This window comes from Nakamurella sp. GG22 (genome assembly GCF_052976845.2).
Genome location: NZ_JBRIIO020000001.1, coordinates 171,123 through 197,150, shown reverse-complemented (window position 1 = coordinate 197,150; position 26,028 = coordinate 171,123). Strand labels below are relative to the sequence as shown.

Genomic DNA, 26,028 nt, shown 5'->3' with positions numbered 1-26,028 from the left:
CGGAGCGGCGCGGGTTCGAGCGGCGCGGGGTTGAGCGGCGCGTCAGCGGCCGGCGAACAGGCTCAACGCGAAAGCGACGACCGCGGCGTTGTAAAAGAAGGCCACTGTCGAATGGACCATCACATGCCAGCGCATGCGTGAGGTGGTCACCAGCACGTCCGACACCGAGAACGCCGTCCCGATCGTCACCGCGAAATAGAGATAGTCCACCGGTGACGGGTACTCGGTGGACGGAAAGGTGAGCCCGCCGTTGGCCCGCTGCATGTTCGCGTAGCGCCGGGCGTAACCGGCCTGCAGCAGCATCCACGACATGACCATCGCGATGACGCCCAGGATGTTCAGCAGCACCTGGTACTCATCCGGATTGTCCGACGTGGCGATGTCGACGGCGACGAAGAAACCGATCAGGCTGGACACGATCGCGAAGGCGAAGTTGAAGCGAAACCGGTCGCCGGCGGATGGTGGCGGCTCGGTCAGCGGCGGTCGGCGGCGGCTCCGCCGCAGCGCTATGACGCCGCCACCGACATAGATCAGGGCGAGCAGATCCCAGATCGCGAGGTAGCCCAGCTCGTCCTCGTCGGAGATCAGGATGAAGCCGAGACCAACCAGGATCAAAGCGATCTCGAGCATCCTGGTGATAATCCGCGCGAACAGCAGGAATGCCCGGGAACGGGGTGCGCCCGCGGTCGCACCGCCGCCCCGGGTCGTCATCGGGCTACAGGTACTGCCCGTGACCGGGACCGGACGCGCCGATCCCGTCCGATGAGTCGCCGGCCGACTGACCCGGCGGCAGCGCCCCGCGACGCATCTGCTCGAGCTGAACCCGGGCGGCCATCTGCTGCGCGACCAGTGCGGCCTGCAGTCCGTGAAACACGCCTTCCAGCCAACCGACCAGCTGGGCCTGCGCGATCCGCAGTTCGCCGTCCGACGGGATGGCGTCCTCGGTGAACGGCAGCGACAGCCGCTCGAGTTCGTCGCGCAGCTCCGGCGTCAGCCCTGTTTCGAGCTCCTTGATCGACTTCTCATGGATCGCCTTGAGCCGGGCCCGGCTGGCGTCGTCCAGCGGAGCCGCCCGGACCTCCTCGAGCAGCTGCTTGATCATCGTGCCGATCCGCATGACCTTCGCGGGCTCGCCGATGGCATCGCCCGGGTTGGCCGGCGACTCGGCGTTGCCGCCGCCCTCGGCGCCCTCGTTCTGTGCGTTGGGCATATCCGCGTAGCCGACCGGCTGCCCGTCCGGGCCGATCACCACCACCCGGTGGCTGCTGGGGTCGGTCATCATCCGTTCTCCTTGCTCTTGCTTGCGTCGGTCGCAGCGTTGGTCTGGCTAGCGCTGATCTTGCTTGCGCTGATCTGGCTTGCGCGGGTCGAGCTTGCGCCGGTCTGGTCCGCGCCGGTCGTGCTCGCGGCGGTCCCGGGTTTCGGGACCCGCAACACGATCTTGCCGATGTGTCCGCCGGTCGCCAAACGGCGGTGCGCAGCCTCCGCGTCCGTCACGTCCATCACACAGTCGATGACGGGCCGGATGTCGCCGGACTCGATCCGCGGCCACACCCGTTCCCGGACCGCGGCCACCACCTCAGCCTTGGATCCCGGGCCGCTGACCGGGCGCGACCGCAGGGTGGTGCCGATGATTCCGGCGCGTTTGCGCAACAGTGAGTTGAGATCGAGTTCTGCTTTGGTGCCGCCCTGCATCCCGATGACGATCAACCGGCCGCCGTCCGCGAGGGCGGCGATGTTCCGCTCGAGGTACTTGGCGCCGACGACGTCGAGGATGATGTCAGCGCCCTTCCCGCTGGTCGCCGCGCGGATCTCCTCGACGAAGTCCTGGTTGCCGTAGTCGATGGTGATCGCGGCGCCCAGCTCGCGGCAGAACTCCAACCCCTCCGGACGGGACGCCGTGACCGCAACGGTCGCTCCCTCCCGCCGGGCCACCTGGATCGCCATCGTTCCGATTCCGGATGCGCCGCCGTGGATCAGCACGACCTGCCGCGAATGCAGCTCCGCGGTCATCACCAGGTTCGACCAGACCGTGCACGTCGCCTCCGGCAGCCCCGCCGCATCCACCATGTCAACGCCCTCGGGCACCGGCAGCACCTGCACGGCAGGGACCGCGACCTTCTCGGCGTAGCCCCCGCCGGCGAGCAGCGCACACACCCGGTCGCCGACCTGCCAGCCGAACACCCCGGCACCGAGTCCGCTGACCACCCCGGAACACTCCATACCCAGGATCGGTGACGCTCCGGGCGGTGGCGGGTAGTGCCCGGCGGCCTGTAACAGGTCCGCCCGGTTGACGCCGCTCGCCGCCACGTCGATCAGCACCTCGCCGGGCCCCGGCGCCGGGTCCGGCACCTCCGACCAGCGCAGGGTGGAGCCGGACTCTTTCCGTTCAACGGTGACGGCGAACATCCGTGGAGGGTAACCGGGGCTCCGGTCCGGCCGCCGACCCTTGGCTGCCTGACTGGCCCGCCCCGCGACCTCTGGCCCCGCGCCGCGCCCGGTTAACTCATGCCGGGGCGGGTCCATTCGCCGATTCCGGACCGTTTGCGGACGCTGAGGCATCCCGAAACGGCGAATCGATCGCAGCTGCCGTCAGCGCTGATGCGAATCTGGCGGATCAGGGTCGCCAGCCGCCGGCGATCAGGGCACGGGCGACCCGGTCCATGGCTTCTCGGCGGTCGGCGAAGGTCCGGCCGGTGATCCGCACCACCCGCCAGCCGTGCGCTGCGAAGTCGTCCAGCCGGCGAACGTCGCGGTCGAACTGACGGTTGTCGGTGCGGTGCTGCTCGCCGTCGTACTCAACGACGACCTTCCAGCGCCGATAGACAAGGTCACCGCGTCCGATGAACCGCCCCGCCGGGTCGAGGACCGGCACATTCACCTCTGGTTCGGGCAGGCCGGCCTCCAGGATCGCGAGCCGTAGAAGCGTCTCTGGCCGCGACTCGGCGCCTGGTCTGATCAGGCCAAGCGCCTTCGCCGCTCTTGCCTTCCCGCGTCCACGAAAGCAGTCGACCCGTTCTTGCAGCTGCTCCGGCATGACCCAGGGACGGTCGTCGGACCAGTCCTGGAACACCGGCTGGAGGACCAGGGCGTCACCAATCGCGACCAGGTCTGGCAGCAACAGCATCGACCCGAGCTGACAGAACAGCGTCGCCGGATCGACGACGGGCAGGGTGGAGCGCGCCATGACGACCGCTCGCAGATCGGTCGATTCGTGCCCGACCACCGACGGTCGGCGGGGCGGGCGCTGCGGAGGCCGGACGCTCACATGGATGTGCCTTTCCCAGCCGCGAGTCGGTAAGGGAAGGGGCCACAGTCCGGCCGCGGTGGTGTGAGTGAAGAAGGCGCCAGCAGGCATGGCAACCAACAGGGCGGCGCACCGCCGCATCAGATCCGGGTGGGCTCCGAGCGACGATGCAGGCTCGCCGTCGAGCGCGACACCCGCCCGGTTGCTGGCGGGCGAGCGGACCACTCGGATGCCGTGGAACGGCCGCTCGAGGTCCTTCCCGCGGAGCCGACCCTGCCCGACGCCGATCGAGAGGGCCTGAGCGACGGTGAAGGGAGAGGCCTTCAACGGGAACGGCAGGGGAACCGAGGACTGCGGCATGCCGCATCGTCGCCCGGGGCACTGGCGGAGACCGGCGTTGTCCACATCGGGCCCGATCCATTCGCCGATTTCGGAGCCTTCACGGCCGCGAGCGGATCCGGAAACGGCGAATCGATTGCGTCTTCCGGACTGTTTGTGCAGGCTACGAGCCGTGACGCCCCCTGATCGCAGCCTTGCGGAGTACTGGCCGGTCTTCGGGCTGCGGCTCGCCACCCCGCGGCTGACTCTCACCCCGCTGCAGGACGACGACCTGGTCGAGACGTTCGACGTCATCCTCGCGGGCATCCACCACCCGGACCGGATGCCGTTTGCGTTGGCCTGGACGGACGCGCCGCGGGACGAGCTGGTCGCGAATTCGCTCCGCTTCTACTGGAGCGTCCGGGCGTCGTGCACCCCGCAAGCATGGACGGTCCCGTTCGTCGTCCGCGCTGGCGGCACGGTGATCGGTGTGCAGGACCTGGGCGGTAGCGCCTTCGCCGTGACCAGGACCGTCCGGACCGGGTCATGGCTCGGCTCGGCCCACCAGGGTCAGGGCTTCGGTACCGAGATGCGTTCCGCGGTGGTGCAATTCGCGTTCGACCACCTCAAGGCGCAACGGGCCGAGAGCGGCGCTTTCGTCGACAACCCCGCGTCGCTGCGGATTTCGAGCAAGCTCGGCTACGTCGACAACGGCACCCTGGTCGTCGAGCGCCGGCCGGGCGAGCGGGTCGTCGAGCGACGCCTGACGCTCGATCCCGCAGCCTTCGTTCGGCCCGGCTGGGACGTTCAGGTGCGCGGGCTGCCGGCATGCCGGGCGTTCTTCGGGATCTGACGCCCCGACCCGACCGCCGAGATCGAACAGGCCGCCGACGACCGCCGACCGCCGACCACTGAGGCACGCGACTCCGCCCGGAGCCGACCACCAGAGATCCGGCTGACACACTCGCCCGGTGGGGGCCGAACAACATTCCGACCGGCGCTCCCTCGCCGACCGGATCCCCGCCCCGGTTCTCTTCCTGGCTTCGGGCTTCACTCAGTACGCCGGCGCGGCGCTCGCGGTCGGCCTGTTCACGGTGCTGTCCGCCGCGTCGGTCGCATGGTGGCGGCTGGCCGTGTCGGCGGTGGTGCTGCTGGCCTGGCGGCGGCCGTGGCGGCAGCACTGGACGCGGCGAGAGCTCGCCGGGGCGGCCCTGTTCGGGATCGTGCTGGCGACGATGAACGTCGTCTTCTACATCGCCATCGACTACCTGCCGCTCGGCACAGCGGTCGCCATGGAGTTCCTCGGGCCGGTTGCCGTCGCCGCCGTCACGGGTCGGGGCTGGCGGGATCGGGTCGGCATCGGGCTGGCGGCGTTGGGCGTGGTGCTGCTGGCCGGAGTCCAACTCGAGGGCGGGCTGACCAGGGACGTCGTCATCGGTCTGCTGGCGATCACTGCCTCCGCCGTCGCGTGGGCGGCGTACATCCTGCTCGGCCGGCGGATCGCGGTGAAGCGGGACGGGATCAGTGCCCTCGCGGTCGGGATGACGGCCGGTGCGTTGGTCTACTCGCCGCTGGCCATCGGCGCCATCACCCCGGTGGTCACCGACGCCGGCCGCGCAGCCGCGATCGTCGGGATTGCCGTGTTGAGCTCGGTGATCCCGTACGCCATCGAGCAGGTCGTCCTGCGCCGGGTGACGGCCGCCAGGTTCGCGATCCTGCTCGCCCTGCTACCGGTGACGGCGGCCATCACCGGCGCCGTGCTGCTGTCGCAACAGCCGAGCTGGGCCGAGATCGCGGGCATGGTGCTGGTGTGCGCGGCGATCGTGCTGTCTGCCCGGCCGACGTTCGGCGCGGGCGAGTCGGGACCGGAGAACCCGCTCCCCAGCTGAACGAACGACGATCAATCAGCAGGCGACTCGCGCCCCGAAATCCGCTCCCCAGCTGATCGAACGCGGATCCGTGAGCGCACCCTCGTGCCCGAAGAAGCGGCTTTCCGAGCTGATCGAACGACGGCCGTCAGCCCAGGTTGTCGGTGTCGAAGGTGTTGCAGGAAGCGGGATTCCCGGACTGGTATCCGGTCAGCAACCACTTCTGCCGTTGCGCCGACGAGCCGTGGCTGAACTGCGACGGGTCTACGTTCCGCCCGGAGATCTTCGACTGGATGTAGTCGTCACCGATCGCTCCGGCGGTCTGCACGGCGTTCTGGATGTCGGCCTCGGTGATCTCCGAGATCAGCACCTGCCCGCTGGCGTCCGGCACCCTTGTCGCGTGGTTGGCCCACACTCCCGCGTAGCAATCGGCTTGCAGTTCGAGCCGGACGGCGCCTGACCCGGCGCCGGTCGCCCGCCCGACCCGGTCGCTCGTGCCGAGCAGGTTCTGCACGTGGTGGCCGTACTCATGGGCGAGGACGTAGGCCTGGGTGAACAGCGCGTCGTTGGCGCCGAACTTGGTCCGCAGGTCGTCCCAGAACGAGAGGTCGATGTAGATGAGCTGATCCGGCGGGCAGTAGAACGGGCCCATCCCGGAGCTGCCCTGACCGCAGCCGGTCCCCGTCGACCCGCTGAAGAAGATGGTGTCCGCCTCGCGGTAGGTGGTGCCGGATGCGGCGAGCGCGTCTGCCCAGTAGCCCTGCACCGAGTTGATCACCGCCACGGCGGCACAGTCTTCGTTCGTGTTGGCGTCGGCGCCCGTCCTGCAGGCACTGGAGAGCTGGACATTGTCGACGGTGGTATTGCCGTTGGCTCCCTGTAGCAGCCCGCCGCCGGTGCTGCCGGTGCCGCCACCGCCGCCGCTGATCATGTTGAACAGGACGATTCCCACGACGATCAGCAACCCGAGGCCACCGCCACCGACCGCGAGCCCGCCGCCGCGCCCGCCGGGCATCCGGCCACCGCCGAAACCACCGCCACCGAAGCCGCCGAACCCTCCGCCGCCGCCGCCGCTGCCGCGCCGGTCCTGCACCTGTGAGGTGTCGAGTCGTGCGTTGGGGTTGAACTTCATCCGGTCCTCCGGTGCGCGGTCTGCTGCGTGAAAGCGGCTGTGTCCCTTACCGTCCTGGCGATCGGCAGCTGATGACGGACTGCTTTGTGCCGAAGCAAGGTACCCCGAACGGAGCAGGGTCAACCCGGATGTTCCACCCAGCGTGACGGCAGCCACGTCATTTGCACTCTGGGAAACATTGCGCACTGTGCAATCGGTGTCTAGAGTTCCTCCCATGACCACCCGCGCGGATGTCGCCGAACGGCACGACACGGCGGGCCTGCGTGAGCGCAAGAAGGACGCCACCCGGCGCGCGCTCGCGGAGACCGCCATGGACCTGGCTCACCAACGCGGCTACCACGACGTGACGATCGCGGACATCACGGCCGCCGTCGGTGTCTCTCGGCGCACCTTCTCGAACTACTTCGCCGGCAAGGCGGAATGTGTCGCGGCCGTCGCCGAGGGCTGGTTCGACGACATCGCGCTCTCCATCAGTGATGCCCCCGCCGACCATCCGTTGGATCGGATCCTGTGCGACTCCCTCAGCCGCGTCGCCGCGGACCTGCCCGAGCGGTGGGAGCGGTTCTTCAGCCTGTTCCACGCGGAGCCCGAGCTGAAGGCGGCGGTGCTCGCCTCCGACGAGGTCAACGTCCGGCAGCTGGCGGACGCGATCGCCGACCGCTGCGGCCTGGAGCGGGGAGACATCCGGGCCCGGATGATTGCCGCCTTCGGCAACCTGGCCGGCACCGCCTGCATGGAGCAATGGGTGCTCAGCGGCAGACCGGGCGGACCGCAGGGTTTCACCGACCAACTCTCGCTGGCGTTCTCGATCATCGATCTCCGCTCGCTCGCTGCTCCGGATCCGACGAATTCCTGACGCCCCCGGCGGACCACCCGCCGGGACACCGTCGCGCCAACCGGTCACCGCCGACCACCTGACCATCACCGCATTGCGCAGTCCCCGATTGGGAGAACGACATGGCAACCCTGCTCTACCGTCTCGGCCGCTTCGCGACCCACCGCCGCTGGGCGGTGCTGGGAATCTGGCTCGCGCTGCTCCTCGGACTCGGAGGTACGGCGGCGGCGTTCTCGGGCACGATGACGTCCTCGTTCACCATCCCCGGCACGCAGGCGCAGGCCGCGCTCGACCAGCTCGGCGAGCGGATCCCCGGGGCCGGTGACGCGACCGGCCGCATCGTCTTCGCCGCGCCGGAGGGCCGGACGCTGACCGAACCGCAGTACCAGCAGGCGATCGGCGCCGTCGTCAGCCAGGCCGCCGAGCTGCCGGGGGTCACGAACGTCATCGACCCGTCCACCGGACGGACCGTGTCGCCGGATCAGCGCGTCGCCTTCGCGCAGGCCTTCTTCGCGGGTCAGATCACCGAGATTCCCGAGGCGACGCAGGCTGAGCTCGCCACGATCGCCACCGCGAACGAGGTCGACGGCCTGCAGATCGAACTGGGCGGCGGCGCCGTCGCGCAGGCGCCGGCGATCGGCTCCACCGAAGGCATCGGCGTGATCGTGGCGATGGTCGTGCTGCTGATCACCTTCGGATCGATCGTCGCCGCCGGCCTGCCGATGCTGACGGCGCTGATCGGCGTCGGAACCGGTATGGCGGGCATCCTCTGGGCCTCGAATGTCATCGAGATGTCCAACACCGCACCCATTCTCGCGCTCATGCTCGGCCTGGCGGTCGGCATCGACTACGCCCTGTTCATCGTGTCCCGGCACCGTAGTCAAGTCGCCGCGGGCATGCCCATCGAGGAATCCATCGCCAGGGCGAACGGCACCGCCGGCACCGCGGTCGTCTTCGCCGGCCTGACCGTGCTGATCGCGCTCGCCGGGCTGTCCGTCGTCGGGATCCCGTTCCTGACGGTGATGGGTCTCGCTGCCGCCGGCACGGTCGGCATCTCCGTCGTCATCGCCATCACCCTGCTGCCTGCGCTGCTCGGCTTCGCCGGCGAGAAGGTCCTCCGCAAGAAGGACCGGGCGGCCGCCGCGGCGCTCCGGGCCGAATCCTCCGGACCACACGGCGTGCTCGACCATGCGCATTCGCCGAACCGCTGGATCCGGATGATCACCCGCCGCCCCGCCCTGGTGCTGATTGTGGGCGTGCTCGGGCTGGGCATCATCGCGATCCCGACAATGTCCCTCTACCTGGGCCTGCCCGATGACGGCACCGCCTCGCCGGACACCACCAAGCGCGAGGCCTACGACCTGATCTCGGAGTCGTTCGGGCCGGGCATCAACGGCCCGCTGCTGATCACCGTCGCCGTCGACGATCCCGCCTCGATGGCGACTGTCCTGCCGGCGACCGCTCAGGCCGTCCAGGCCAGCAGCGACGACATCATGATCGCGATCCCCGGTCAGGTCAGCGCGGACGGCACCTTCGGCACGGTCACCGTGGTGCCCAAATCGGGCCCGTCCGATGAGGCCACCCAGCAATTGGTGCACGACCTGCGGGACGGCGCACCGGCGCTCGGGTCCCAGGTCGGTGCGACCCTCGCGGTCACCGGTCTGACGGCCGCCGCGATCGACGTCTCCGACAAGCTCGCCGATGCCCTGCCGGTGTACCTGCTGATCGTGGTCGGCCTGGCCCTGGTACTGCTGCTGTTGATCTTCCGGTCGATCGTCGTGCCGGTGGTCGCCGCACTGGGCTTCCTGCTGACCATCGGCGTCTCGTTCGGCGCCGTCGTCGCGGTGTACCAGTGGGGCTGGCTCGGCGCGATCTTCGGCGTGGACACCCCGGCCCCGATCATCAGCTTCCTGCCGATCCTGCTGATCGGCGTGCTGTTCGGGCTGGCGATGGACTACCAGGTCTTCATGGTGACGGGCATGCGCGAGTCGTACGTGCACGGCGCCGACGCCAAGCGTGCGGTGATCAGCGGCTGGACCGCCGGATCGAGGGTGGTGACGGCCGCCGGGATCATCATGGCGTCGGTCTTCGCCGGCTTCATCCTGGCGCCGGACACGATCATCGCGTCGATCGGTTTCGCGCTGGCGATCGGTGTGTTGGTGGACGCGTTCATCGTCCGGATGACGCTGACCCCGGCCGTGATGACGCTGCTCGACAAGACCGCCTGGTACCTGCCGCGCTGGCTCGGCAAGGTGCTGCCGAACGTCGACATCGAGGGCGAGAAACTGCTGGCCGCGCTGAACTCCGGGGTCGGGATCGGCGCCCCGCGGCCGGCTCTCGCCGGGTCGGTGACGTCGGCGGGCGGTGCCGGTCCTTCGGCGGACGGTGCGGGTGCGTCCGCGGAGGCTGCCGCGAACGGGGGAGCGGCCGACAACGCGGCGCCCGCTCGGGCCGCTGGCAACGGTGCGGCAGCGGATGGTGTCGTAGCGGCTGGCGTTTCGAACGGCGCGCCCGCGGATGGTGCCGCATCGAGTGCCGCAGCGGAGGGCGTCTCGAACGGTGCGGCCCCGAACGGTGCCGCAGCGAACGGTGCCGCAACGGACGGTGTCGCAGCCGGCGGCGTGTCCAACGGTTCGGCGCGCACGGGCCGGCACAGCGCCAGCGCCGCGCACAGTCGGGACGTCGACGGCCGGGAGATCGTCGAGCGTGCGCTGGCCGAGTCCGCCGCGGCAGGTGAGGGCAAGCACCGCTCCTGACCCGCCCGCACCTCCCCGCAGCCCGCCAGCAGCCCGACCCGGACATCGATTCGCCGAAATCGGACCTCTAACCTTAGGTTTGACATCCGATATCGGCGAATCGATCTCGGGGGGCGGCCGGGCTTAAGGTCGTCGTCATGCCCGCCGACGTACCGACGATCATCGCGACCTCCATCGGCTTCGACCCGCGCGGCTTCGACCGCTTCGACCTGTCCGCCGGACCGGTGTTCGACCTCGCCGCGGACCTCTCCGGCGCTGAGGGCACGCCCAAGGTGTGCTTCATCGGAACCGCGACGGGCGACAACCCGGCCGTCATCGCGAGTGTCTATTCGGCGCTCTCTGACCGGTTCCGGCCGAGCCACCTCGAGCTGTTCTCGATGCCGAATCTTGCCGACGTCCGCGGGCATCTGCTGGAGCAGGACGTCATCTGGGTCGGCGGCGGGTCTGTGGCGAACCTGCTGGCGCTGTGGCGGTTGCACGGCTGGGACGAACTGCTGCGGGAGGCGTGGGAGGCGGGCGTCGTGCTCGGCGGCGTATCAGCCGGGTCGATCTGCTGGCACGACAGCGGCACCACCGACTCCTTCGGACCTGAGCTTCGACCTGTGACGAACGGCCTCGGCTTCCTGCCGTACTCCAACGGCGTGCACTACAACTCGGAGCAGCAGCGCCGCCCGCTCTACCACCGGCTCATCGAGAACGGCACCCTGGCCGACGGGTACGCCACCGACGACGGGGTGGGGCTGGTGTATCGCGGAACCGAGATGGTCGAGGCCGTGGCGGACCGGCCCGGCTGCGCCGCCTACAGGGTGAAACGCGGGCCGGACGGGGCGGCGGTCGAGACCGTCATCGAGCCACGCACGCTTCGCTGAGCAGGACGAACCCGCAGGCCCACTAGACTCCTCCGCGGAGGCGTGTCCGAGTGGCCGAAGGAAGCCGCCTTGAAAGCGGCCAGGTGTCAAAAGCCTCGGGGGTTCGAATCCCTCCGCCTCCGCAACGAACTGCCCGGCACGAACTGCCCGGCACGAACTGCCCGGCACGAACTGCCCGACCACGAACTGCTTGCCGACGAGCGGGCAGTCAGGCGCTCCACCGGAGCTGCCGGTAGAGCACGTCCCCACCGGACTCGACGAACCCGGCCGCCAGGAACCAGGCAAGCGCGGGGGTGCCGAACACCGCCGTCACCCGCACATCGCGATTGGTGTCCGCCGCGGCCGCCAGCAGGGCCCGAAGCGCCTCCCGGCCGATGCCGGTGTGCTGATGCTGCGGGTGGATGGCGATGTCCACGATGGTCACGGCCGCGGTCGACGCACCGGCGAGGTCGTCGTCGAGGTCCAGCAGGATCCGGCCGACCCGCTCGCCCGCCCGGCTCAGGCCGAGGTCGCGGCCGCCCGGATGGTCCGCACTGAGTTGCCGGTTGCGGGCGACCAGTTGGGCGTCGATCAGCCGCTGCAGCTGTTTGGCCCGCATGCCGGACTCCGCCCAGTCGTCGGCAAGCAGTGCCCGGTGCACGTCGTCGCCGATGCCGGCGGTGTCGGCCGTCAAGGGCCAGGGCCCGGCTTCAAGTTCCAGCGGCGGCCGGAGCTGTTCGCGCATCGCGCGGAGGACCGCGTCGATGGCCTCGGCATGGGCTGCCGCGGGATCCGGGCGGTCAGCAGGCACGGGTCGCGCCGGGTGTGCGGCCTGCGGTGGTCATGCCCTCATTCTGTCGGGAGCCCGCCGAGCCCGCTGAGGTGGTCCGCGCGGACAAACCGCCGGTCGCAGAACCGGCTCAGCCGCAACAGGATCCGGCCCGTGGATCGCCGCGGCGGCCCGCGTCGTTAGGGTTCCCCGGTGAGTCCGGTCGAGATCATCGCGATATTCCTCGCCGGGATCGGGGCAGGCACCATCAACGCCGTCGTCGGTTCCGGGACATTGGTGACGTTCCCGACCCTGGTCGCGTTCGGCTTCCCCCCGGTCACCGCCACCATGTCCAACGCGATCGGCCTGGTGCCCGGCAGCGCGTCCGGGACGTGGGGGTACCGCCGCGAACTGAAGGGTCAGGGACCGCGGCTGCGCTGGCAGATTCCGGCCTCTTTCCTGGGCGCGGTCTGCGGAGCCTGGCTGCTGCTGCACCTGCCGGAGAGCACGTTCAAGAAGGTCGTTCCGGTCCTGCTCGTTGTCGCGCTGATCCTGGTGGTGGTCCAGCCGGCGCTGCAGCGGTGGGTGCGGCGGCGGGCCGATGCCGCCGGCCGCGACCACGACGTCGTCGGGCGTGGCCGGTTCATCGCGCTGATCATCGGCACGTTCCTGGTGGGCATCTACGGCGGCTACTTCGCCGCCGCGCAGGGCATCCTGCTGATCGGCGTGATGGGCGCGTTGCTGCCGGAAACGATGCAACGGATGAACGGCGCGAAGAACCTCCTGACGCTGGTCGTCAACCTCGTCGCCGCCACCGCCTACACACTGGTGGCGTTCGACCGGATCGCCTGGGGTGCAGTCGGTCTCATCGCCGCCGGATCATTGATCGGGGGCTTCGTCGGCTCTCACTACGGTCGCCGCCTGTCGCCCGTCGCGCTGCGGGCGTGCATCGTCGTTCTCGGGATCATCGCGTTGTGGCGGTTGCTGGCCGTCTGACGCACCGGCAACAAATTCGGCCCGGACGCCCAGCAGCCGGATCGCGCGGTCGTGCTCGAAGCGCTCGAGGACCAGCAGCGCCGCCGATTCCAGGTCTTCGACGGCACTGGTCGGCGCAGGCAGGGTCGCACTGCGGGTGGAGGTGAAGAACGGCGCGAACCGCACCTTGACGGCGACCCGACCGACGCCGCGCCCGTCGGCCACCACATCGTCATGCAGCCGGCGGACCAGGCCGGCAACGGCGTCCCGGACGTCGGACCATTGCGTCAGGTCCTGCTGGAAGGTCGTCTCACGGCTGTGTGAGCGGGCGATCCACGGTTCCCCATTCACCGTGCGCCTGCCCTCCCCGCGGCCCAGGCTGACCAGCCAGGGCCCGATGTTCGGGCCGAACCGTCCCGCCAGCACCGTTGGATCGGCGCCTGCGAGGTCGCGCACGGTCCGCACGCCGAGCTCCGCGAGCTTCCGAGCCGTCTTGCCGCCGATTCCCCACAACGCCGCGGTGGGACGGTCGAACATCACCTCCTCCCAGGTGGCCGCCGTCAGCCGGAACACCCCCGCGGGCTTGGCGAATTCGGTCGCCAGCTTGGCGCGCAGCGTGTTGTCACCGACCCCGATCGAGCAGTGCAGCGCTGTCTCGGTGAGCACCGCGGCCTGGATCTGCCGGGCCAGCGCCTCGGGGTCGCGCGTGTCCGCACCGAGGAAAGCCTCGTCCCAGCCGAGTACCTCGACCACCACGTCGAACGAGCGCAGCACCGCCTGAACCTGGGCGGACGCCTCCTCGTAGGCGGGGTTGTCCGCGGGCAGGAACACCGCGTCCGGACACTTCTTCAGCGCCGTCCGCATCGGCATCCCGGACCGCACGCCGAACTCGCGCGCCGCGTAGGAGGCGGTCGCGACGACCGAACGCTGGGTCGGGTCACCCGCACCGCCGACCACCACCGGAAGCCCGTCGAGTTCGGGATGCCGGAGCAGTTCGACGGCAGCGATGAACTGGTCCATGTCGACGTGCAGCACCCACACGCACCCAGTGTGGTACCCCACCCCGACAGGCGCCGCCGAGATCGCGCGCCGTTGTACAGAGGCGTCTACAGCGGGAACGACCCAGCCGCCGAGAGAAATGCGTCGTTCTCCCCGGGCGCGCCGACCGTCACCCGTACTCCACCCGCCGCGTCCGGGAACGCCCGGACGATGACCTTGTGGTCCTCGGCGTGCGCGGCGAACTGCGCCGCCCGCTCGCGCAGCGGCAGCCAGACGAAGTTTGCCTGCGACGTCGGCACCCCGAAGCCGAACGCGCGCAGGGCAGCCGTCACTCGCTCCCGTTCGGCGACGACCTGCTGCCACCGCGGCGCCAGTTCGTCCTTGGCTGCGAGCGCGGCAAGCGCGGCGGCCTGGCCGAGCGACCCGAGCGCGAACGGGATGGCGACCTTGCGGAGCGCTGTGACGACGTGCGGGTCGCCGACGGCGTACCCGACCCGCAGGCCCGCCAACCCGTACGCCTTCGAGAGGGTGCGCAGCGTCAACACGTTGGGCCGGGCGAGCGCGAACTCGAGGCCGTCCGGGGAGTCGGGTTCGGTGTCGAACTCCCGGTAGGCCTCGTCGACGACCACCAGCACGTCGTCAGGGACGCCGTCGAGGAAGGAGACGAGCTCGGTACGGGTCACCGCTGTCCCGGTCGGGTTGTTCGGCGTGCAGATGAAGATCAGCCGGGTGGCGGGTGTGATCGCAGCCGCGATGGCCGGCAGGTCGAGGGCGTGCCCGTCGGTGACCGGCACCCGAACGGCGGTCGCCCCGGTGATCTGGGTGACGATCGGGTAGGCCTCGAACGAACGCCAGCCGAACAGCACCTCGTCACCCTCGCCGGCCGTCGCCTGGACGAGCTGCTGGCACAGCGCGACCGACCCGTTCCCGGTGACGACGTGCGATTCGGGAGCGCCGGTGTGCCTGGCAAGCGCACTCACCAGCACCTGTGCCCCGTTGTCCGGGTAGCGATTGATGCCCGCCGACTCGTTCGCGACCGCGTCGGCGATGGCCGCGGCGACCGACGGCAGGGTCGGGAAGGACAGCTCGTTCGACGCCAGTTTGATCGCGCCCTGCACGGTCCTGCCGGGGGCGTACGCGGGCAGGGTGTCGAGCGCGGACCGGGTGCGGACCGTCATGGGCTGGGCTCCTGATCTGCTGCGAGGTGCGGGTGCTGCGGCGCCGAGGCGGGTGGCCGTCCAGGCAGTCTCGACCCTAACGGGCGCGCGCGACGCCCACCGCTGACTTCTTCCGGGCTTCTCCCTGGCAGTGCTCGGGCGGGGCGCGCCGCTGCGTGACGGGAGTGCGGCACGGTGTAGGAAAGTCACATGAGCCCGTCTGACGTCGTCCCGGAGGTGCTCTGGCAGCCCGCCCCGGAGCGGGTGGCACGCGCCGCCATCACCGAATTCTCCTCGTTCGTCTCCACCCGAACCGGCCTGCCGATGCCGGACTACCCGACTCTGTGGGACTTCTCCGTCCAAGATCTGCCCGGCTTCTGGTCGGCCGTTGCCGACTACTTCCAGATTCGCTGGCACGACCAGCCGACCGAGGTGCTCCCCGAGGCGGTGATGCCCGGTGCCGACTGGTTCCCGGGCGGGACGCTGAACTACGCCGAGCACGCCTTGTCGGGTCCGCCCGAGTCGTTGTTGGCGGTGGCCGATCCCGCGGTGATCGCGGTCGCGGAGGACGGTAGCGAGAAGCTCGTCACGATCGACGAACTTCGGGCGCAGGTCGGCGCCGCGCAGGCGGGACTCCGCGCGCTCGGCGTCGGTGCCGGGGACAGGGTCGTCGCGCTCGTCCCGAACACCGTCGACGCCCTCGTCGCATTCCTGGCCACGGCGGCCCTGGGCGCGGTGTGGTCGTCCTGCTCGCCGGACTTCGGCGCCCCGTCGGTGATCGACCGGTTCACCCAGATCTCACCCACCGTGCTGATCGCGGTGGACGGATACAGCTACGGCGGCAAGTCCTTCCACGTCACCGAGACGGTGGAGAAGATCCGTGCGGCGCTGCCCTCGCTGGCCGGGGCGGTGCACATCCCCGCGCTCGGCACTCCGACGCCCGACGGGATGCTCAGCTGGGAGCAGCTCACCGCGGAGCCGGCCGAACCGGTGTTCATCCCCGTGCCGTTTTCTGCGCCGCTGTGGGTGCTCTACTCCTCCGGCACCACCGGACTGCCCAAACCGATCGTCCAGTCCGTCGGCGGCATTCTGGTCGAACACCTCAAATCACTGCGCCTGCACTGGGATCTCGGCCCGGGTGACCGGTTCCTGTGGTTCACCACGACCGGCTGGATGATGTGGAACTTCCTCATCGGCGGCCTGCTGGTCGGCGCCACCGTCGTGCTGTACGACGGCAGCCCCGGACACCCCGACCTGAACACGCTGTGGAAGATCGCGGAACGCCACCGGGTCAGCCTGTTCGGCATGTCGGCGCCGTACGTCACCGCGTGCCAGAAGGCGGGTCTGACGCCGTCGACCCAGTTCGACCTCACCTCGATCGCGGCCATCGGATCCACCGGTTCGCCGCTGTCCACCGCGGGCTTCCGCTGGCTGCACGACGAGGTCGGCAGCGGGATCCAGATCGCGTCGTTCTCCGGCGGCACCGACATCTGCACCGGGATCGTCGGCGGGGCGCCGAACATGCCGGTCTGGCTCGGTGAGATCTCCTGTCGGGCACTCGGTGCCAAGGTGGAGTCGTTCTCGCCGACAGGGGAGTCGTTGGTGAACGAGGTGGGCGAGCTGGTCATCACGGCACCGATGCCGTCGATGCCCGTTTTCTTCTGGGGTGATGACGGAACCCGTTTGCACGACTCGTATTTCGCCGACTACCCCGGTGTCTGGCGGCACGGCGACTGGATCCGGATCACCTCCCGTGGGTCCTGCGTGATCGAGGGCCGGTCGGACGCGACCTTGAACCGCGGCGGGGTGCGGATGGGCACCGCGGAGTTCTACCGCGTCGTCGAGTCGGTGCCGCAGGTGATCGACTCTCTCGTTGTCGACACCTCGTCGGCCGCCGGGGAGGGCGATCTCCTGCTGTTCGTGGTGCTCGAGGACGGCACCGACGACCACGCCCCGGTGTTCGCCGAACTCCGCACACTGATCCGCAGCGAGCTGTCGCCCCGGCACGTCCCGGGTGCCATCGTCGCCGTGCCGGCCGTTCCGCACACCATCAACGGCAAGAAGTGCGAGGTCCCGGTGAAACGCATACTGGCCGGAGCGGACGTCGAGTCGGCGGTGTCCAGGGATGCGCTGGCCGATCCGGACGGCTTCGACGCCTTCCTCGACGTGGCCCGCGCTGCACTGGGTAGCCGCGCGTGACGCAGTTCCGCCGCGTCCGTGCCGGTTCTGTCGCCGTCGGTCTGCTCGGTGTCGTTCTGTTCACGAGCGGTTGTGGCACAGGGACTCTCGACTCTGCTGAGAGTTCGTCGGCAGCACCACCGGTGTCCGCATCCTCGTCCGCAGACGGGCCGACCCTCGTGGTGACGGTTCCCGATCTGCTGCCCGGTGGCTCCCCCGGCTCGGCAACCGCCTCTTCGCCGGCGACGAGTGCCGAGCCACCCACTGCGGCCCCGACGTCGGAGGCAGCGGCGGCTCCCGCCACTCAATCCGAGCAGGCCGCGCCGAGCGCGGCGCCGGAGGCCGAATCACCCGCCGCTACGACGGCCGCTGCCCCGGTCGACACGACGGCGGCAGCGGCTGAGCCTCCGCCTGCCGCGCCCGCGGGTGCGGGCCTGAACGTCTCACTGGCCAATTGCGAGGGCTGCATGGTGCTCGCCACCCACCGGGACGTGACCGGCGACCTGTCGGCCGCACTCGTCGGGACCGGCGCGAGGGCAATCCTGCTGTCCGTGGCCGCCGACGGCGGGGCCCGCGGCGTCATCGGCGTGCCGTACGGGGCAGCCTTTCCGGCACCGGAAGGGGGAGTGCTGGCCTGCGCGGCCGGGACATGCGTTGTCGAGGGCCGGCAGCCCGACGGCAGGGCGATCCTGTCCGCGTTCGAGCTGACCGACACCGGTGCCTGGCGCGACGTCTCGGGCGATGACGCCTTCCCGTCGGCGACTGAGAACGGTGCCGTCGTCGACGCCGGCGACCGGCTCGCCATCGCCGTCCAGGATCAGGCGGAGGGTGCGGCCGTGTGGGTGCTGTACGCCTGGGACGGCACCCGATACAGCGTGGTCGGATGCGCCGCGGACGGACCTGCGCCGGCCTCGGCGGACGGAGTTTCGCCGGACGCGTGCCTGTCCTAGCGGGTGCTTCAAGATCGTCACGCAGCACCTTGACCAGCAGCTTTGCTCCGCTGTGCCCCCGCCAGGTAGGGTTACCCGCCGGTGGTCACCCCGTGGGTGGCCCTGGGAAGCGTGCCAGAGCGGCCGAATGGGACACACTGCTAATGTGTTGTGCTCGTAAGGGCACCGAGGGTTCAAATCCCTCCGCTTCCGCGCTGGCCGTGGGCTTCTCGCCCAGGGCCGGTGGCATGGCAGGACGGTTCGCTGAGGCGGATCGGCGGTACTCGAAAGGCCGTTCAGGTCGTTCGAGCAGAACTGAAGAGGCGCCTGTAGCTCAACGGATAGAGCATCTGACTACGGATCAGAAGGTTGGGGGTTCGAATCCCTCCAGGCGCACACATCGCAAGTCTCTGACCTGCAGTGATGGCCGTGATGGCCCTTTGAACGTCCGGAGAAACTCGCCAGTTGGTCACCGGTTGGTCACACAGCCTCGGACGGTCGCCATTGAATGACGCAGCTGGTCGGGCCGTCTGACGGTGAGCAGTTCTGCGCGCTTGGCCTTGACCGGTGTGTCGTTTCCTGGTCGTCACGATCATGTCCTCCCGCCTACTTGCGTGGGGGCCCCATTAAGTGCCGCCTGACAGCCTGCAATTCGAGGGTGTCTCAATGACGCGCCAGTTGCCCTGCGATGGAGGGACTGATGCAGCAATCTGCGCCAATGCAGAGCCGCTCGGAACCGCCCATGCGAGTATCAACAGGATGAATCTCCCTGGGATTGACTCGCGACTCGTGCTGGGGCCGATGTTGCGGTATGTGGACGAGACTTCGGCGACGGTGTGGGTCTGTACTGCGGACGCTGCGACGGTCACCGTCGAACGTGCCGGGAAGCGGTGGAGCGCAAAGACATTCGCCGTGCACGGTCATCACTACGCACTCGTCGTGCTCGACGGCCTCGTGCCGAGCAGCGACGGCTCTTACACAGTTCGTATTGACGACGACGGCGTATGGCCGCTCCCGGGGATGCCGCCGAGCTGCATCCGCACGCTCGACCCGGCCCGCCCGATCCGGTTCGCGTTCGGTAGCTGCCGCACCACAGGCACTCATGACGCACAGGGAACCAAGGTCCACGGTGTGGACGCGCTGCGCACCCTCGGTCTGCTGCTTCGCGATGACCCGCACCCGGAGTGGCCGGACCTCCTGCTGTTCCTCGGCGATCAGGTCTACGCCGACACCACGCCTCACCCGGAGCTCGAGGAATTCATGGCGGCCCGCCGCAGCCTCTCCGAGCCACCGGGTGAGGAAATCAAGGACTTCGTCGAGTACACCGAGCTCTACCGGATCGCCTGGCGCGAGGACGTCATCCGCTGGGTGCTGTCCACTGTGCCTTCCGCGATGATCTTCGACGACCACGACATCCGCGACGACTGGAACACCTCGTGGGCCTGGCGCGACGAGATGCGCGCGACGATGTGGTGGCAGGAGCGGATCGTGTCCGGGCTGGCGTCGTACTGGGTCTACCAGCACATCGGTAATCTGGCGCCGCGCGACCTGGCGGAGGACGAGGTGTGGCGACTGGTCGCCGACCATGCAGCGTCAGGGGCGACGGATGAGTTGGACGTCACCGCCGACCTCGACGCGCTGGCCACTCGCGCCGACGCCCATCCCGACACCTACAGGTGGAGCTACGCGCGGACCCTGGGTGAGTGCGCTCTGGTGGTGATCGACTCCCGTGCGGCCCGGGAACTTCGTCCGGACGCCCGATCGATGCTCGATGCCGAGGAGATGGCGTGGGTCGACCGAACGCTGCAGGGCGGTGTGCGCCACCTGTTCATCGGCACGTCGCTGCCCTTCCTTCTCCCGCCGGGCCTGCACGACTTCGAGGCGATGAGCGAGGTCATGGCACAAGGGGGCTACGGACGGCGGATCATGCGGGCCGGCGAGGTCCTGCGCCAGACCATCGATCTCGAGCACTGGGCCGCCTTCAACAAAGGGTTCGACGAACTCTTCGAGCTTGTCATGAAGGTCGCGCGCGGCGAGCGCGGAACGGCGCCGCACACCATCACGTTCCTATCGGGCGACGTGCACCACTCCTACCTCGCCGAGGTCATGCGGCCGGCATCCCTCGGATCCCGCTCCCGCATCGTCCAAGCGGTGTGCTCCCCCATCCGCAACCCGATGCCCCGACCCGTTCGGGCGCTCATCCCCCTGTTCGCCAGGTCGCTCGTCCGGCCCATGCACCGGGTGGCCGCAGACTCGACCCGCGTGCCGGACGTGCTCTACCCGTGGAACGTGACCCACGGGCCCTGGTTCGACAACAACCTGGCGATCTGCCGGGTGGGCGACTCCGCGCTCGAGCTTTCCTGGGTCACCGGCGTCGTCGAGGACAACTACGCACGACCGCGGCTCCAGCAGGTCTCCGCCATCCGCCTCGAGCCGCTGCCCGCGGTGCCACCGCGCCCGGCCGGGGGTTCCGTGGCAGAAACGGGGGCAGCGTGACACCGGCGAGTTCCACCGTCAAGGCCCTTTCGCCGCTCCGAACAGGTGCGGCGTTCCCCGGTGGGGCGACGAGGGGAACGTGATCAACCCGTGTCGTCAGTGCCCCAGGAACCACCGCCACTTGTCGGTGTGCCCACTGCTCGACCGCCGATGAGCATCGGCGCCGATATCCTTGCGGCAGCAATCGGTGCCGGCGCCGTGGTGGTCGGGGCCACCCAGCGGCTGACCCGCTCGGCGGGGCGAGTGGTGGGGCCACTGGCTGATCTACTGAGTCCCATCGGTCGCTCACTGCTCAGTCCGCCGGGAATTCCGGCCGCAGCCACCCCGGAGCTCGCCCTGCGCCGGCTCGTCTCGCAGGGCACGGACATCCTGCAGCGCACAGAGCGTGCGCTGAACACCGCTTTGGGCGAGGTGGTGCCTGTGGTGACCGACGCCGTGCTGGACCGAGTCGGAATCACCGACCTGGTGCTGGAGCGGGTCGACCTCCTGCGCATCGTCGAGGCCGTGCTCGACCAGCTGGACCTGACCGAGGTGGTGCTGCAGCGCGTCGACCTCGATCGCGTCATCGCCGCCGCCGATCTGGATGCGGCAGCGGGCCGCCTCGACGTGGATGCCGTGGCCGCGCGACTCGATGTGGACGCGGCCGCGGCGCGGCTCGACCTGGACGCCCTGGCCTCCCGCTTCGACGTGGATGCCGTGGCCGCGCGACTCGATGTGGACGCGGTGGCCGCCCGTGTGGACGTTGACGCAGTCGCGGCACGGCTCGACGTCGGCGCCCTGGCCGCCCGCTTCGGTCCGGCGGCTTTCGCCAACCTCGTCCTTGAGGCCGTCGACCTACCCGACAACGTCATCTCCTCGACCGGAGCCGCGGTCGGAGAGGCGGTGCGGTGGGCCGGGAAACAGGGCACGGGAGCCTACGTCCAAGTTGTGCGCGTAGCGGAGCGGGTCCCGCTGCGCCGCCGAGAATCCGAGACCGAGGTCGACGGCTGACAGGCGCTGAAGAGCAACGCCGCGCCGGGGTCACCGTGGACGATATGAACGGTCAGTTCGAAGTCGGGATTCGCCGACCAACTCGCCACCGAAGGCCCGCTCGCCTGACCCCAACTGGTTGATCCACCCCGACGTTGTCGCCACAATCTTTGAGCTGGACACGGCCCGGGATTCGGTGACCCGCGCCGCCGTCATAGGCAGGCTGACGGCCGATGCCCGGCGAGCCGCCTACGACGGAATGCGCAACCCCGATCTCCAGGCAAAGCAGGGGGGTTGATGCCCGCCGTCATCTACTCGAAGGCGTTGCCCCGTCGGACCGCCGGTCAGGAAGGCGATTTGCAGCTGGGCTCCCCGCTTCTTCGCGAGGTAGACGGCCAAGATCACCAGCGCGCCGGGTTCACCGCGGACCCGAGAAACCAACAGAAATGATCGCAGGACCGCCACGAAGGGCATGTTCAGACGACCGTTCCGCCCTTTGCTCCGCTTTGTCCGTATCATAAGCAGGTCGCGGTGCGGACCATGGTCACAACTCGTGCTCACGACTCTCACCTCTACCGGCGGCGACGCAACCGCTGGAGACCCGCGCCGCGCCACGAGAGGATGTCAACAATGCCGGACGAACAATTCAGCCCCGACGACGATCAGCTGGGACCGATGGATTACGTAGCCGTCGAGTTCCCTGGCGGACGTATCACCGGTGATGGCTTCGGGATCCTGCTGGACCTGGTCGACCGCGGGTTCGTCCGGATTCTGGATTTAGAGTTCGTCACCCGGACACCGGAGGGTGACATTGAAATTATCGACGTCCCCGCGCTGGATACCGAACCGGGGTTGGACCTGACGCCCTTCGCGGGAGTGTCGTCCGGGATCCTGGATCGGGCTGATCTGGATGAGGTCGGTGGCAATATCAGCCCGGGCAGTGTCGCGGCGGCGCTGATCTACGAGGAGCTGGTCGTCCTTCCGGTGCTCGCCGCCTGGCAGCGCAGCGGAGCCCGGATCGTCACCGAAGGACACATCTCCCCCGAGGAGATCCTGCTTGCCCTGGACGCCACCGAACCAGCCTGATCGGGCACTCGAAAACCGAAGCAACAATACAAGATGGGAATCAGCGATGGGCCTTTTCAAAACCGCCGCCAAGGTCGCCGTGGCGAGCTCGGTACATGGCCGTGTGCAGCGGCGCCAACAATCCCGATGGGCGGCACAGGATCAGGCCGCCGTCCAGCAGGCAGCGCCGGTCCACCACGCTCCGCCGCCACGACCCGCCAGCCCGCCGCCCGCGGGCGATAGCAATCAAATGTTCGCCCAACTCAAACAGCTCGGTGAGCTGCGTGACGCAGGCGTGCTGACCGACCACGAGTTCGAGGCGCAGAAGGCACGAATACTGGCCCGCTGAGGGCAATAGGCATCGGCTCGGACAGGCGCGGCTTCGGCGTGTCACAACGTGTTCCTTGCTCCCTCAGCCGACTCCCGCTTCACGCTGCACAATCCCAGTGGAGCACTGAGTGAGGCAAATTCTCTCATTGTTCCCTTGCCAACGCGGGGTCGATCGCGGTTCAGCTGCTTACAGTCGTCCTTGTCATCCTGGTAAGGCCTATTACGCGCCGTAATGGCGGCGCGAGGATCACATCGGTGGGCATTCTCCTCTATCCGGCGGTATGTCACGCCTTACCCTCGGCATTGCTGGAAACCAGTGTTGGATCGCGAAGGACTCGATTAGGATTGAAAAACGGCTCTTCGATCGCGATAGCCCAGCGTGAGGCCGAGCGGCGCGCGATGCAGGTCAGAACAGCGTTGCCGTCGACGGCTCGATGACTTCAGCCGATTGACGCCTAGGGACCAGAGCGGCGGCAGCCTCTGCGGCCTGATGGCCAACGCCTTCAAGCAGATGTCCGTAGATGTCAGCCGTGACGCTGATGGAGCTGTGGCCGAGCCGCTTGGACACGACCTCGATGGGCACGCCGGCGGCGATACCCAGCGATGCCGCTCCGTGGCGAAGATCGTGAAGTCGGATCATCCGCAGTGGCGCGAGTCCGCTGGAGGTCTGCACGGATGTCTCGGCGACGATCGACGCGAACCGATGTGTGACAACGGTGGGGTAGAGCGGCAGGCCGTCCTCACGGGCGAATACCAGCCCATGGTCGGTGTAAGCGCCGCCCCAGTCACCCTTTTCGGCGTCTTGGGCAGCGCGGTGACTCCGCAACTGATCCGCGGTTTGCCGGTCCATCTCGACGACCCTTAGGCCGGCAGTCGTCTTGGGCTCGCGCCAGGCAACCTTGTGCTCGTTGCCGCACCACAGACACGCAGCGGTGTACCCCTGGACCAGCTGGCGCCGAACAACAAGGCGGCGGGTGATGAAGTCGACGTCGTCCCAGCGCACCGCGAGACGTGCAACGGCGCGTGACAATGTCTCGGCCGACAACCGTGCCCTGCGGCTGGTGCGGATCTTGGGTCAGAGTGCCATCGCGCGGCCGAGTTCCGACGTGGTGCGGCACAGCGTGCAGGCACCGGGCCTGGGAGCAGAGACGGGCGGCGGCGTCCGGATTGAGCGCCAAAGAAGTCGTCGAGCGGGTCGTTGAACGCGTGGTTACGGTCACCGTCCGTACTCCCGCACTTCCGCCCCCAAAGGTCAGTGCTGTGCGGCCAAAGCCGCGTGCACCTTCAAGAGCCGACGAGTGGATACACCTGCTGTCCGAACTCACGCGGCAGGTCGACGCGGGTCGCGTGTACGCCCGAGACCTGCCTGCCATAGACACTGCAGTCCGCGCGGTCGAGCAAGCGCTGGCTCGTCGCCACCCGCGATCTTGAACAAGTGGAAGGGATGGCCGCGGCGCAGTGCCCTCACTGGAGGGCGCCCGGTTCAGGCTGGTGAGTGGCCGCTCGAACTACCCTGGCCGCGGACGAAGACCGGCAGCTGGGGGAGGACGTTTGCCGCCACGTCGACGATGTCACCCGCCCGCAGGATGCCTTCCCCAACGTCATCATCGCTGAGGGTGGCGCCCGGCGACGGGTAGGCGATGCGGTTCCGGGTCACCCGAAGACGGTCGTATGACCGGAGCACCTTCGCGTGAACCCCGAGTTGGGCTCGCACGGCTTTGATGGGGGCGATGTGGCCGCCCTTGGTTGTCGGCCGCAGTCCCTGGGTCGCCAACAGCGCGGTCACCGACAGCCGAGCGGCCTTGTACAGCGCGTCGAATGCAATCTCCAGATCCGTGTCCTGGAGGAGATCTGCCGTTGCCAGGTGCTTGCGTGCCTTGTCGATCAAGGTCTGCGCAAACTCTGCGTTGGGTGCCACCTGCTCCAGATCGCCGGCGTCGAGCATGGCCAGGATTGTCTCCCTGCCGATTGCCCAGCTCATGCGGCTGACCCGCCGGGGGTGTAGTCGGGGCTTGCGATCGAAACCACGGGGCGGCTGACGACTGTGGCAAGGAACGGGTCGGCCGCGGGATCGGACCAGCGGTCAACGGAGACGAACGTGGGATTGACCTCCCGATGCAGGAGCCGCCCCGCGTCGCTGAGTCGGTCATGGACGTCGTCGCGGTCGGGGGACCCGACGATCAGGACGTCGATGTCATTCGGCAGCGGTCCTGGTTCGCCGTGGTACCTGGCTGCCCATGATCCGTAGAGGAACGCCTCCGAGATGCCGTCGACCTCTGCCAGTTGTTGGCCGATGACGTACTGCGGCCCGTAGGCGATCATCACCAGGTCCCGCAGTGGCCGGGTTGCTGGGTTGTCATCGTTCCGCTCGATAAGACGCGCCCGGCCAACTCGACGCGAGGTCAGCACCCCGGTCCGAACGAGCCGCTCGACCTCGCGGTGGACGGTCGACTCAGGCGCCTGGACGGTTTGGGCCAAACCGGCAATGGTGAGTGCGTCAGTGCCGAGAAGGACGGCTGCCAGCAGTCTGCCCTGCAGATGAGAGCGGAAGATCGGCGCCAGCGCCGGTGACTCCGTTCTCATATGGTTGACGTTATCATCAACTAAGTGAGAACGAGATGAATTGGTGCGAGGCATGGGCTTCTTCTGCGCAACTGCGCCATCGAATGGAAGGAGCTTCCAGTCGCTGGGCGTCAGTTAGTCGATGTCTACCCCGTAGTCCCTGGCTAGGCCCGCCAGCCCGTCGGACCAGCCCTGTACAACCGCTCGCAGGCGCCAGTTGCTATTGCGTAGGTAGATCTCGCCCCAGACCAGCGCGCTCACGCGGGTGGTGTCAGCCGGGCTGAAACGCAAATCCACCCCATCGCCGGATTGGTGGAGCACCGCGGTCGCATCTGCCATGGCGTCCCTGTCGGTGCTGACGATGAGGACCACGCGCTCGCAGCGCGGGGGTAATTGGTCGGTGGTGACCGTTGCGCTGTTGGCGGTCAATGTCACTGAGCCGTCGGCGCTCCGGAGATTGTTGTAGAAGATGAAGTCCTCGTCCCGATCAACGCGTCCGTTTGCCCCGACCAAGAGGACGGACAGATCCGCGTGGCTCGCGAGCAAGTTGACTCGCAATTGCTGCTGCACGAGTGGCACGTTCTGGCCGGCGACC

The 26,028-nt window shown here is 68.8% G+C and carries 25 protein-coding genes and 3 tRNA genes; 15 read left to right on the top strand and 13 right to left on the bottom strand.

Translation table 11 applies throughout. The features are described from left to right. Positions 1-42: 42 nt before the first annotated feature. From ACVBEQ_RS00990 to ACVBEQ_RS00975, 4 genes are all read right to left on the bottom strand, one after another. Positions 43-711 (bottom strand): DUF1345 domain-containing protein, encoded by a 669-nt coding sequence (locus ACVBEQ_RS00990; protein WP_447151540.1) that lies wholly within the window; start codon positions 709-711, stop codon positions 43-45. 4 nt (positions 712-715) lie between these two features. Then, entirely contained in the window at positions 716-1,279 is a 564-nt protein-coding gene (locus ACVBEQ_RS00985; RefSeq protein ID WP_447151539.1) for a bacterial proteasome activator family protein, read from the bottom strand. Continuing rightward, complete coding sequence (locus ACVBEQ_RS00980; RefSeq protein ID WP_447151538.1) at positions 1,279-2,409, bottom strand: NAD(P)H-quinone oxidoreductase; 1,131 nt, start codon at positions 2,407-2,409, stop codon at positions 1,279-1,281. The genes ACVBEQ_RS00985 and ACVBEQ_RS00980 overlap by 1 nt, the downstream gene beginning before the upstream one ends. Positions 2,410-2,617: 208 nt before the next feature. Then, positions 2,618-3,607, bottom strand: coding sequence for an endonuclease domain-containing protein (locus ACVBEQ_RS00975; RefSeq protein WP_447151537.1), 990 nt, complete (start codon positions 3,605-3,607; stop codon positions 2,618-2,620). A gap of 151 nt (positions 3,608-3,758) precedes the next feature. Here ACVBEQ_RS00975 and ACVBEQ_RS00970 point away from each other — a divergent pair, with 151 nt between their 5' ends. Both ACVBEQ_RS00970 and ACVBEQ_RS00965 read left to right on the top strand, forming a co-directional pair. Then, complete coding sequence (locus ACVBEQ_RS00970) at positions 3,759-4,418, top strand: GNAT family N-acetyltransferase (RefSeq protein WP_447151536.1); 660 nt, start codon at positions 3,759-3,761, stop codon at positions 4,416-4,418. A gap of 118 nt (positions 4,419-4,536) precedes the next feature. Then, positions 4,537-5,454: an EamA family transporter gene (locus tag ACVBEQ_RS00965; protein ID WP_447151535.1), complete on the top strand. Its 918-nt coding sequence runs from the start codon at positions 4,537-4,539 to the stop codon at positions 5,452-5,454. A 127-nt stretch (positions 5,455-5,581) separates the two neighbouring features. Here ACVBEQ_RS00965 and ypfJ read toward each other — a convergent pair whose 3' ends face one another. Further along, entirely contained in the window at positions 5,582-6,565 is a 984-nt protein-coding gene (ypfJ, locus tag ACVBEQ_RS00960; protein WP_447151534.1) for a KPN_02809 family neutral zinc metallopeptidase, read from the bottom strand. Positions 6,566-6,779: 214 nt separating this feature from the next. Here ypfJ and ACVBEQ_RS00955 point away from each other — a divergent pair, with 214 nt between their 5' ends. From ACVBEQ_RS00955 to ACVBEQ_RS00940, 4 genes are all read left to right on the top strand, one after another. Continuing rightward, on the top strand, positions 6,780-7,421 hold the full coding sequence (locus tag ACVBEQ_RS00955; protein WP_447151533.1) for a TetR/AcrR family transcriptional regulator: 642 nt from the start codon (positions 6,780-6,782) through the stop codon (positions 7,419-7,421). Positions 7,422-7,522: 101 nt separating this feature from the next. After that, complete coding sequence (locus tag ACVBEQ_RS00950) at positions 7,523-10,156, top strand: MMPL family transporter (RefSeq protein WP_447151532.1); 2,634 nt, start codon at positions 7,523-7,525, stop codon at positions 10,154-10,156. A gap of 137 nt (positions 10,157-10,293) precedes the next feature. After that, positions 10,294-11,025 (top strand): Type 1 glutamine amidotransferase-like domain-containing protein, encoded by a 732-nt coding sequence (locus ACVBEQ_RS00945; protein WP_447151531.1) that lies wholly within the window; start codon positions 10,294-10,296, stop codon positions 11,023-11,025. A 36-nt stretch (positions 11,026-11,061) separates the two neighbouring features. Further along, positions 11,062-11,147 (top strand) — tRNA-Ser (locus ACVBEQ_RS00940). Positions 11,148-11,233: 86 nt separating this feature from the next. Here ACVBEQ_RS00940 and ACVBEQ_RS00935 read toward each other — a convergent pair. Further along, positions 11,234-11,815, bottom strand: coding sequence for a GNAT family N-acetyltransferase (locus ACVBEQ_RS00935; RefSeq protein ID WP_447151530.1), 582 nt, complete (start codon positions 11,813-11,815; stop codon positions 11,234-11,236). Positions 11,816-11,986: 171 nt separating this feature from the next. Between ACVBEQ_RS00935 and ACVBEQ_RS00930 the strand changes: the two genes are divergently transcribed. Next, positions 11,987-12,769, top strand: coding sequence for a sulfite exporter TauE/SafE family protein (locus tag ACVBEQ_RS00930; protein ID WP_447151529.1), 783 nt, complete (start codon positions 11,987-11,989; stop codon positions 12,767-12,769). Here ACVBEQ_RS00930 and ACVBEQ_RS00925 read toward each other — a convergent pair. After that, positions 12,653-13,789 carry a DNA polymerase IV gene (locus tag ACVBEQ_RS00925; RefSeq protein WP_447151528.1) on the bottom strand — a complete coding sequence of 379 codons (1,137 nt, stop codon included), beginning with the start codon at positions 13,787-13,789 and terminating at the stop codon, positions 12,653-12,655. The two genes, ACVBEQ_RS00930 and ACVBEQ_RS00925, sit on opposite strands and share 117 nt — an antisense overlap. Before the next feature lie 65 nt (positions 13,790-13,854). Then, the gene (gene hisC, locus ACVBEQ_RS00920; RefSeq protein ID WP_447151527.1) at positions 13,855-14,925 is read right to left on the bottom strand and encodes a histidinol-phosphate transaminase; all 1,071 of its coding nucleotides are present in this window, start codon (positions 14,923-14,925) and stop codon (positions 13,855-13,857) included. 189 nt (positions 14,926-15,114) lie between these two features. Between hisC and ACVBEQ_RS00915 the strand changes: the two genes are divergently transcribed. The 7 genes from ACVBEQ_RS00915 to ACVBEQ_RS00885 all read left to right on the top strand — a co-directional run bounded on the left by ACVBEQ_RS00915 (position 15,115) and on the right by ACVBEQ_RS00885 (position 22,562). Beyond that, positions 15,115-17,103 (top strand): acetoacetate--CoA ligase, encoded by a 1,989-nt coding sequence (locus ACVBEQ_RS00915; protein WP_447151526.1) that lies wholly within the window; start codon positions 15,115-15,117, stop codon positions 17,101-17,103. 122 nt (positions 17,104-17,225) lie between these two features. Continuing rightward, positions 17,226-18,032, top strand: coding sequence for a hypothetical protein (locus tag ACVBEQ_RS00910; RefSeq protein WP_447151525.1), 807 nt, complete (start codon positions 17,226-17,228; stop codon positions 18,030-18,032). Positions 18,033-18,137: 105 nt separating this feature from the next. After that, positions 18,138-18,224: transfer RNA gene (locus tag ACVBEQ_RS00905), tRNA-Ser, on the top strand. Positions 18,225-18,334: 110 nt separating this feature from the next. Then, positions 18,335-18,407 (top strand) — tRNA-Arg (locus ACVBEQ_RS00900). Between the two features lie 363 nt (positions 18,408-18,770). Further along, positions 18,771-20,507, top strand: coding sequence for an alkaline phosphatase D family protein (locus ACVBEQ_RS00895; RefSeq protein WP_447151524.1), 1,737 nt, complete (start codon positions 18,771-18,773; stop codon positions 20,505-20,507). Positions 20,508-20,636: 129 nt separating this feature from the next. Then, a complete protein-coding gene (locus tag ACVBEQ_RS00890; protein ID WP_447151523.1) occupies positions 20,637-21,497 on the top strand; it encodes a hypothetical protein in 861 nt (286 codons plus the stop codon). Positions 21,498-22,106: 609 nt separating this feature from the next. Then, positions 22,107-22,562: a DUF6325 family protein gene (locus ACVBEQ_RS00885; protein WP_447151522.1), complete on the top strand. Its 456-nt coding sequence runs from the start codon at positions 22,107-22,109 to the stop codon at positions 22,560-22,562. A 40-nt stretch (positions 22,563-22,602) separates the two neighbouring features. On the opposite strand, the gene ACVBEQ_RS00880 is transcribed toward ACVBEQ_RS00885, so the two are convergent. Next, positions 22,603-22,851 (bottom strand): hypothetical protein, encoded by a 249-nt coding sequence (locus tag ACVBEQ_RS00880; RefSeq protein WP_447151824.1) that lies wholly within the window; start codon positions 22,849-22,851, stop codon positions 22,603-22,605. Here ACVBEQ_RS00880 and ACVBEQ_RS00875 point away from each other — a divergent pair. Then, complete coding sequence (locus ACVBEQ_RS00875; protein ID WP_447151806.1) at positions 22,837-22,890, top strand: hypothetical protein; 54 nt, start codon at positions 22,837-22,839, stop codon at positions 22,888-22,890. The two genes, ACVBEQ_RS00880 and ACVBEQ_RS00875, sit on opposite strands and share 15 nt — an antisense overlap. Positions 22,891-23,277: 387 nt before the next feature. On the opposite strand, the gene ACVBEQ_RS00870 is transcribed toward ACVBEQ_RS00875, so the two are convergent. The 4 genes from ACVBEQ_RS00870 to ACVBEQ_RS00855 all read right to left on the bottom strand — a co-directional run bounded on the left by ACVBEQ_RS00870 (position 23,278) and on the right by ACVBEQ_RS00855 (position 26,003). Continuing rightward, positions 23,278-23,916, bottom strand: coding sequence for a site-specific integrase (locus ACVBEQ_RS00870; RefSeq protein WP_447151521.1), 639 nt, complete (start codon positions 23,914-23,916; stop codon positions 23,278-23,280). 438 nt (positions 23,917-24,354) lie between these two features. Continuing rightward, the gene (locus ACVBEQ_RS00865) at positions 24,355-24,852 is read right to left on the bottom strand and encodes a HEPN domain-containing protein (RefSeq protein WP_447151520.1); all 498 of its coding nucleotides are present in this window, start codon (positions 24,850-24,852) and stop codon (positions 24,355-24,357) included. Next, positions 24,849-25,454 carry an ArsR family transcriptional regulator gene (locus ACVBEQ_RS00860; RefSeq protein WP_447151519.1) on the bottom strand — a complete coding sequence of 202 codons (606 nt, stop codon included), beginning with the start codon at positions 25,452-25,454 and terminating at the stop codon, positions 24,849-24,851. The genes ACVBEQ_RS00865 and ACVBEQ_RS00860 overlap by 4 nt, the downstream gene beginning before the upstream one ends. A gap of 114 nt (positions 25,455-25,568) precedes the next feature. After that, positions 25,569-26,003 carry a TerD family protein gene (locus tag ACVBEQ_RS00855; protein WP_447151518.1) on the bottom strand — a complete coding sequence of 145 codons (435 nt, stop codon included), beginning with the start codon at positions 26,001-26,003 and terminating at the stop codon, positions 25,569-25,571. Between the last annotated feature and the right edge of the window lie 25 nt (positions 26,004-26,028).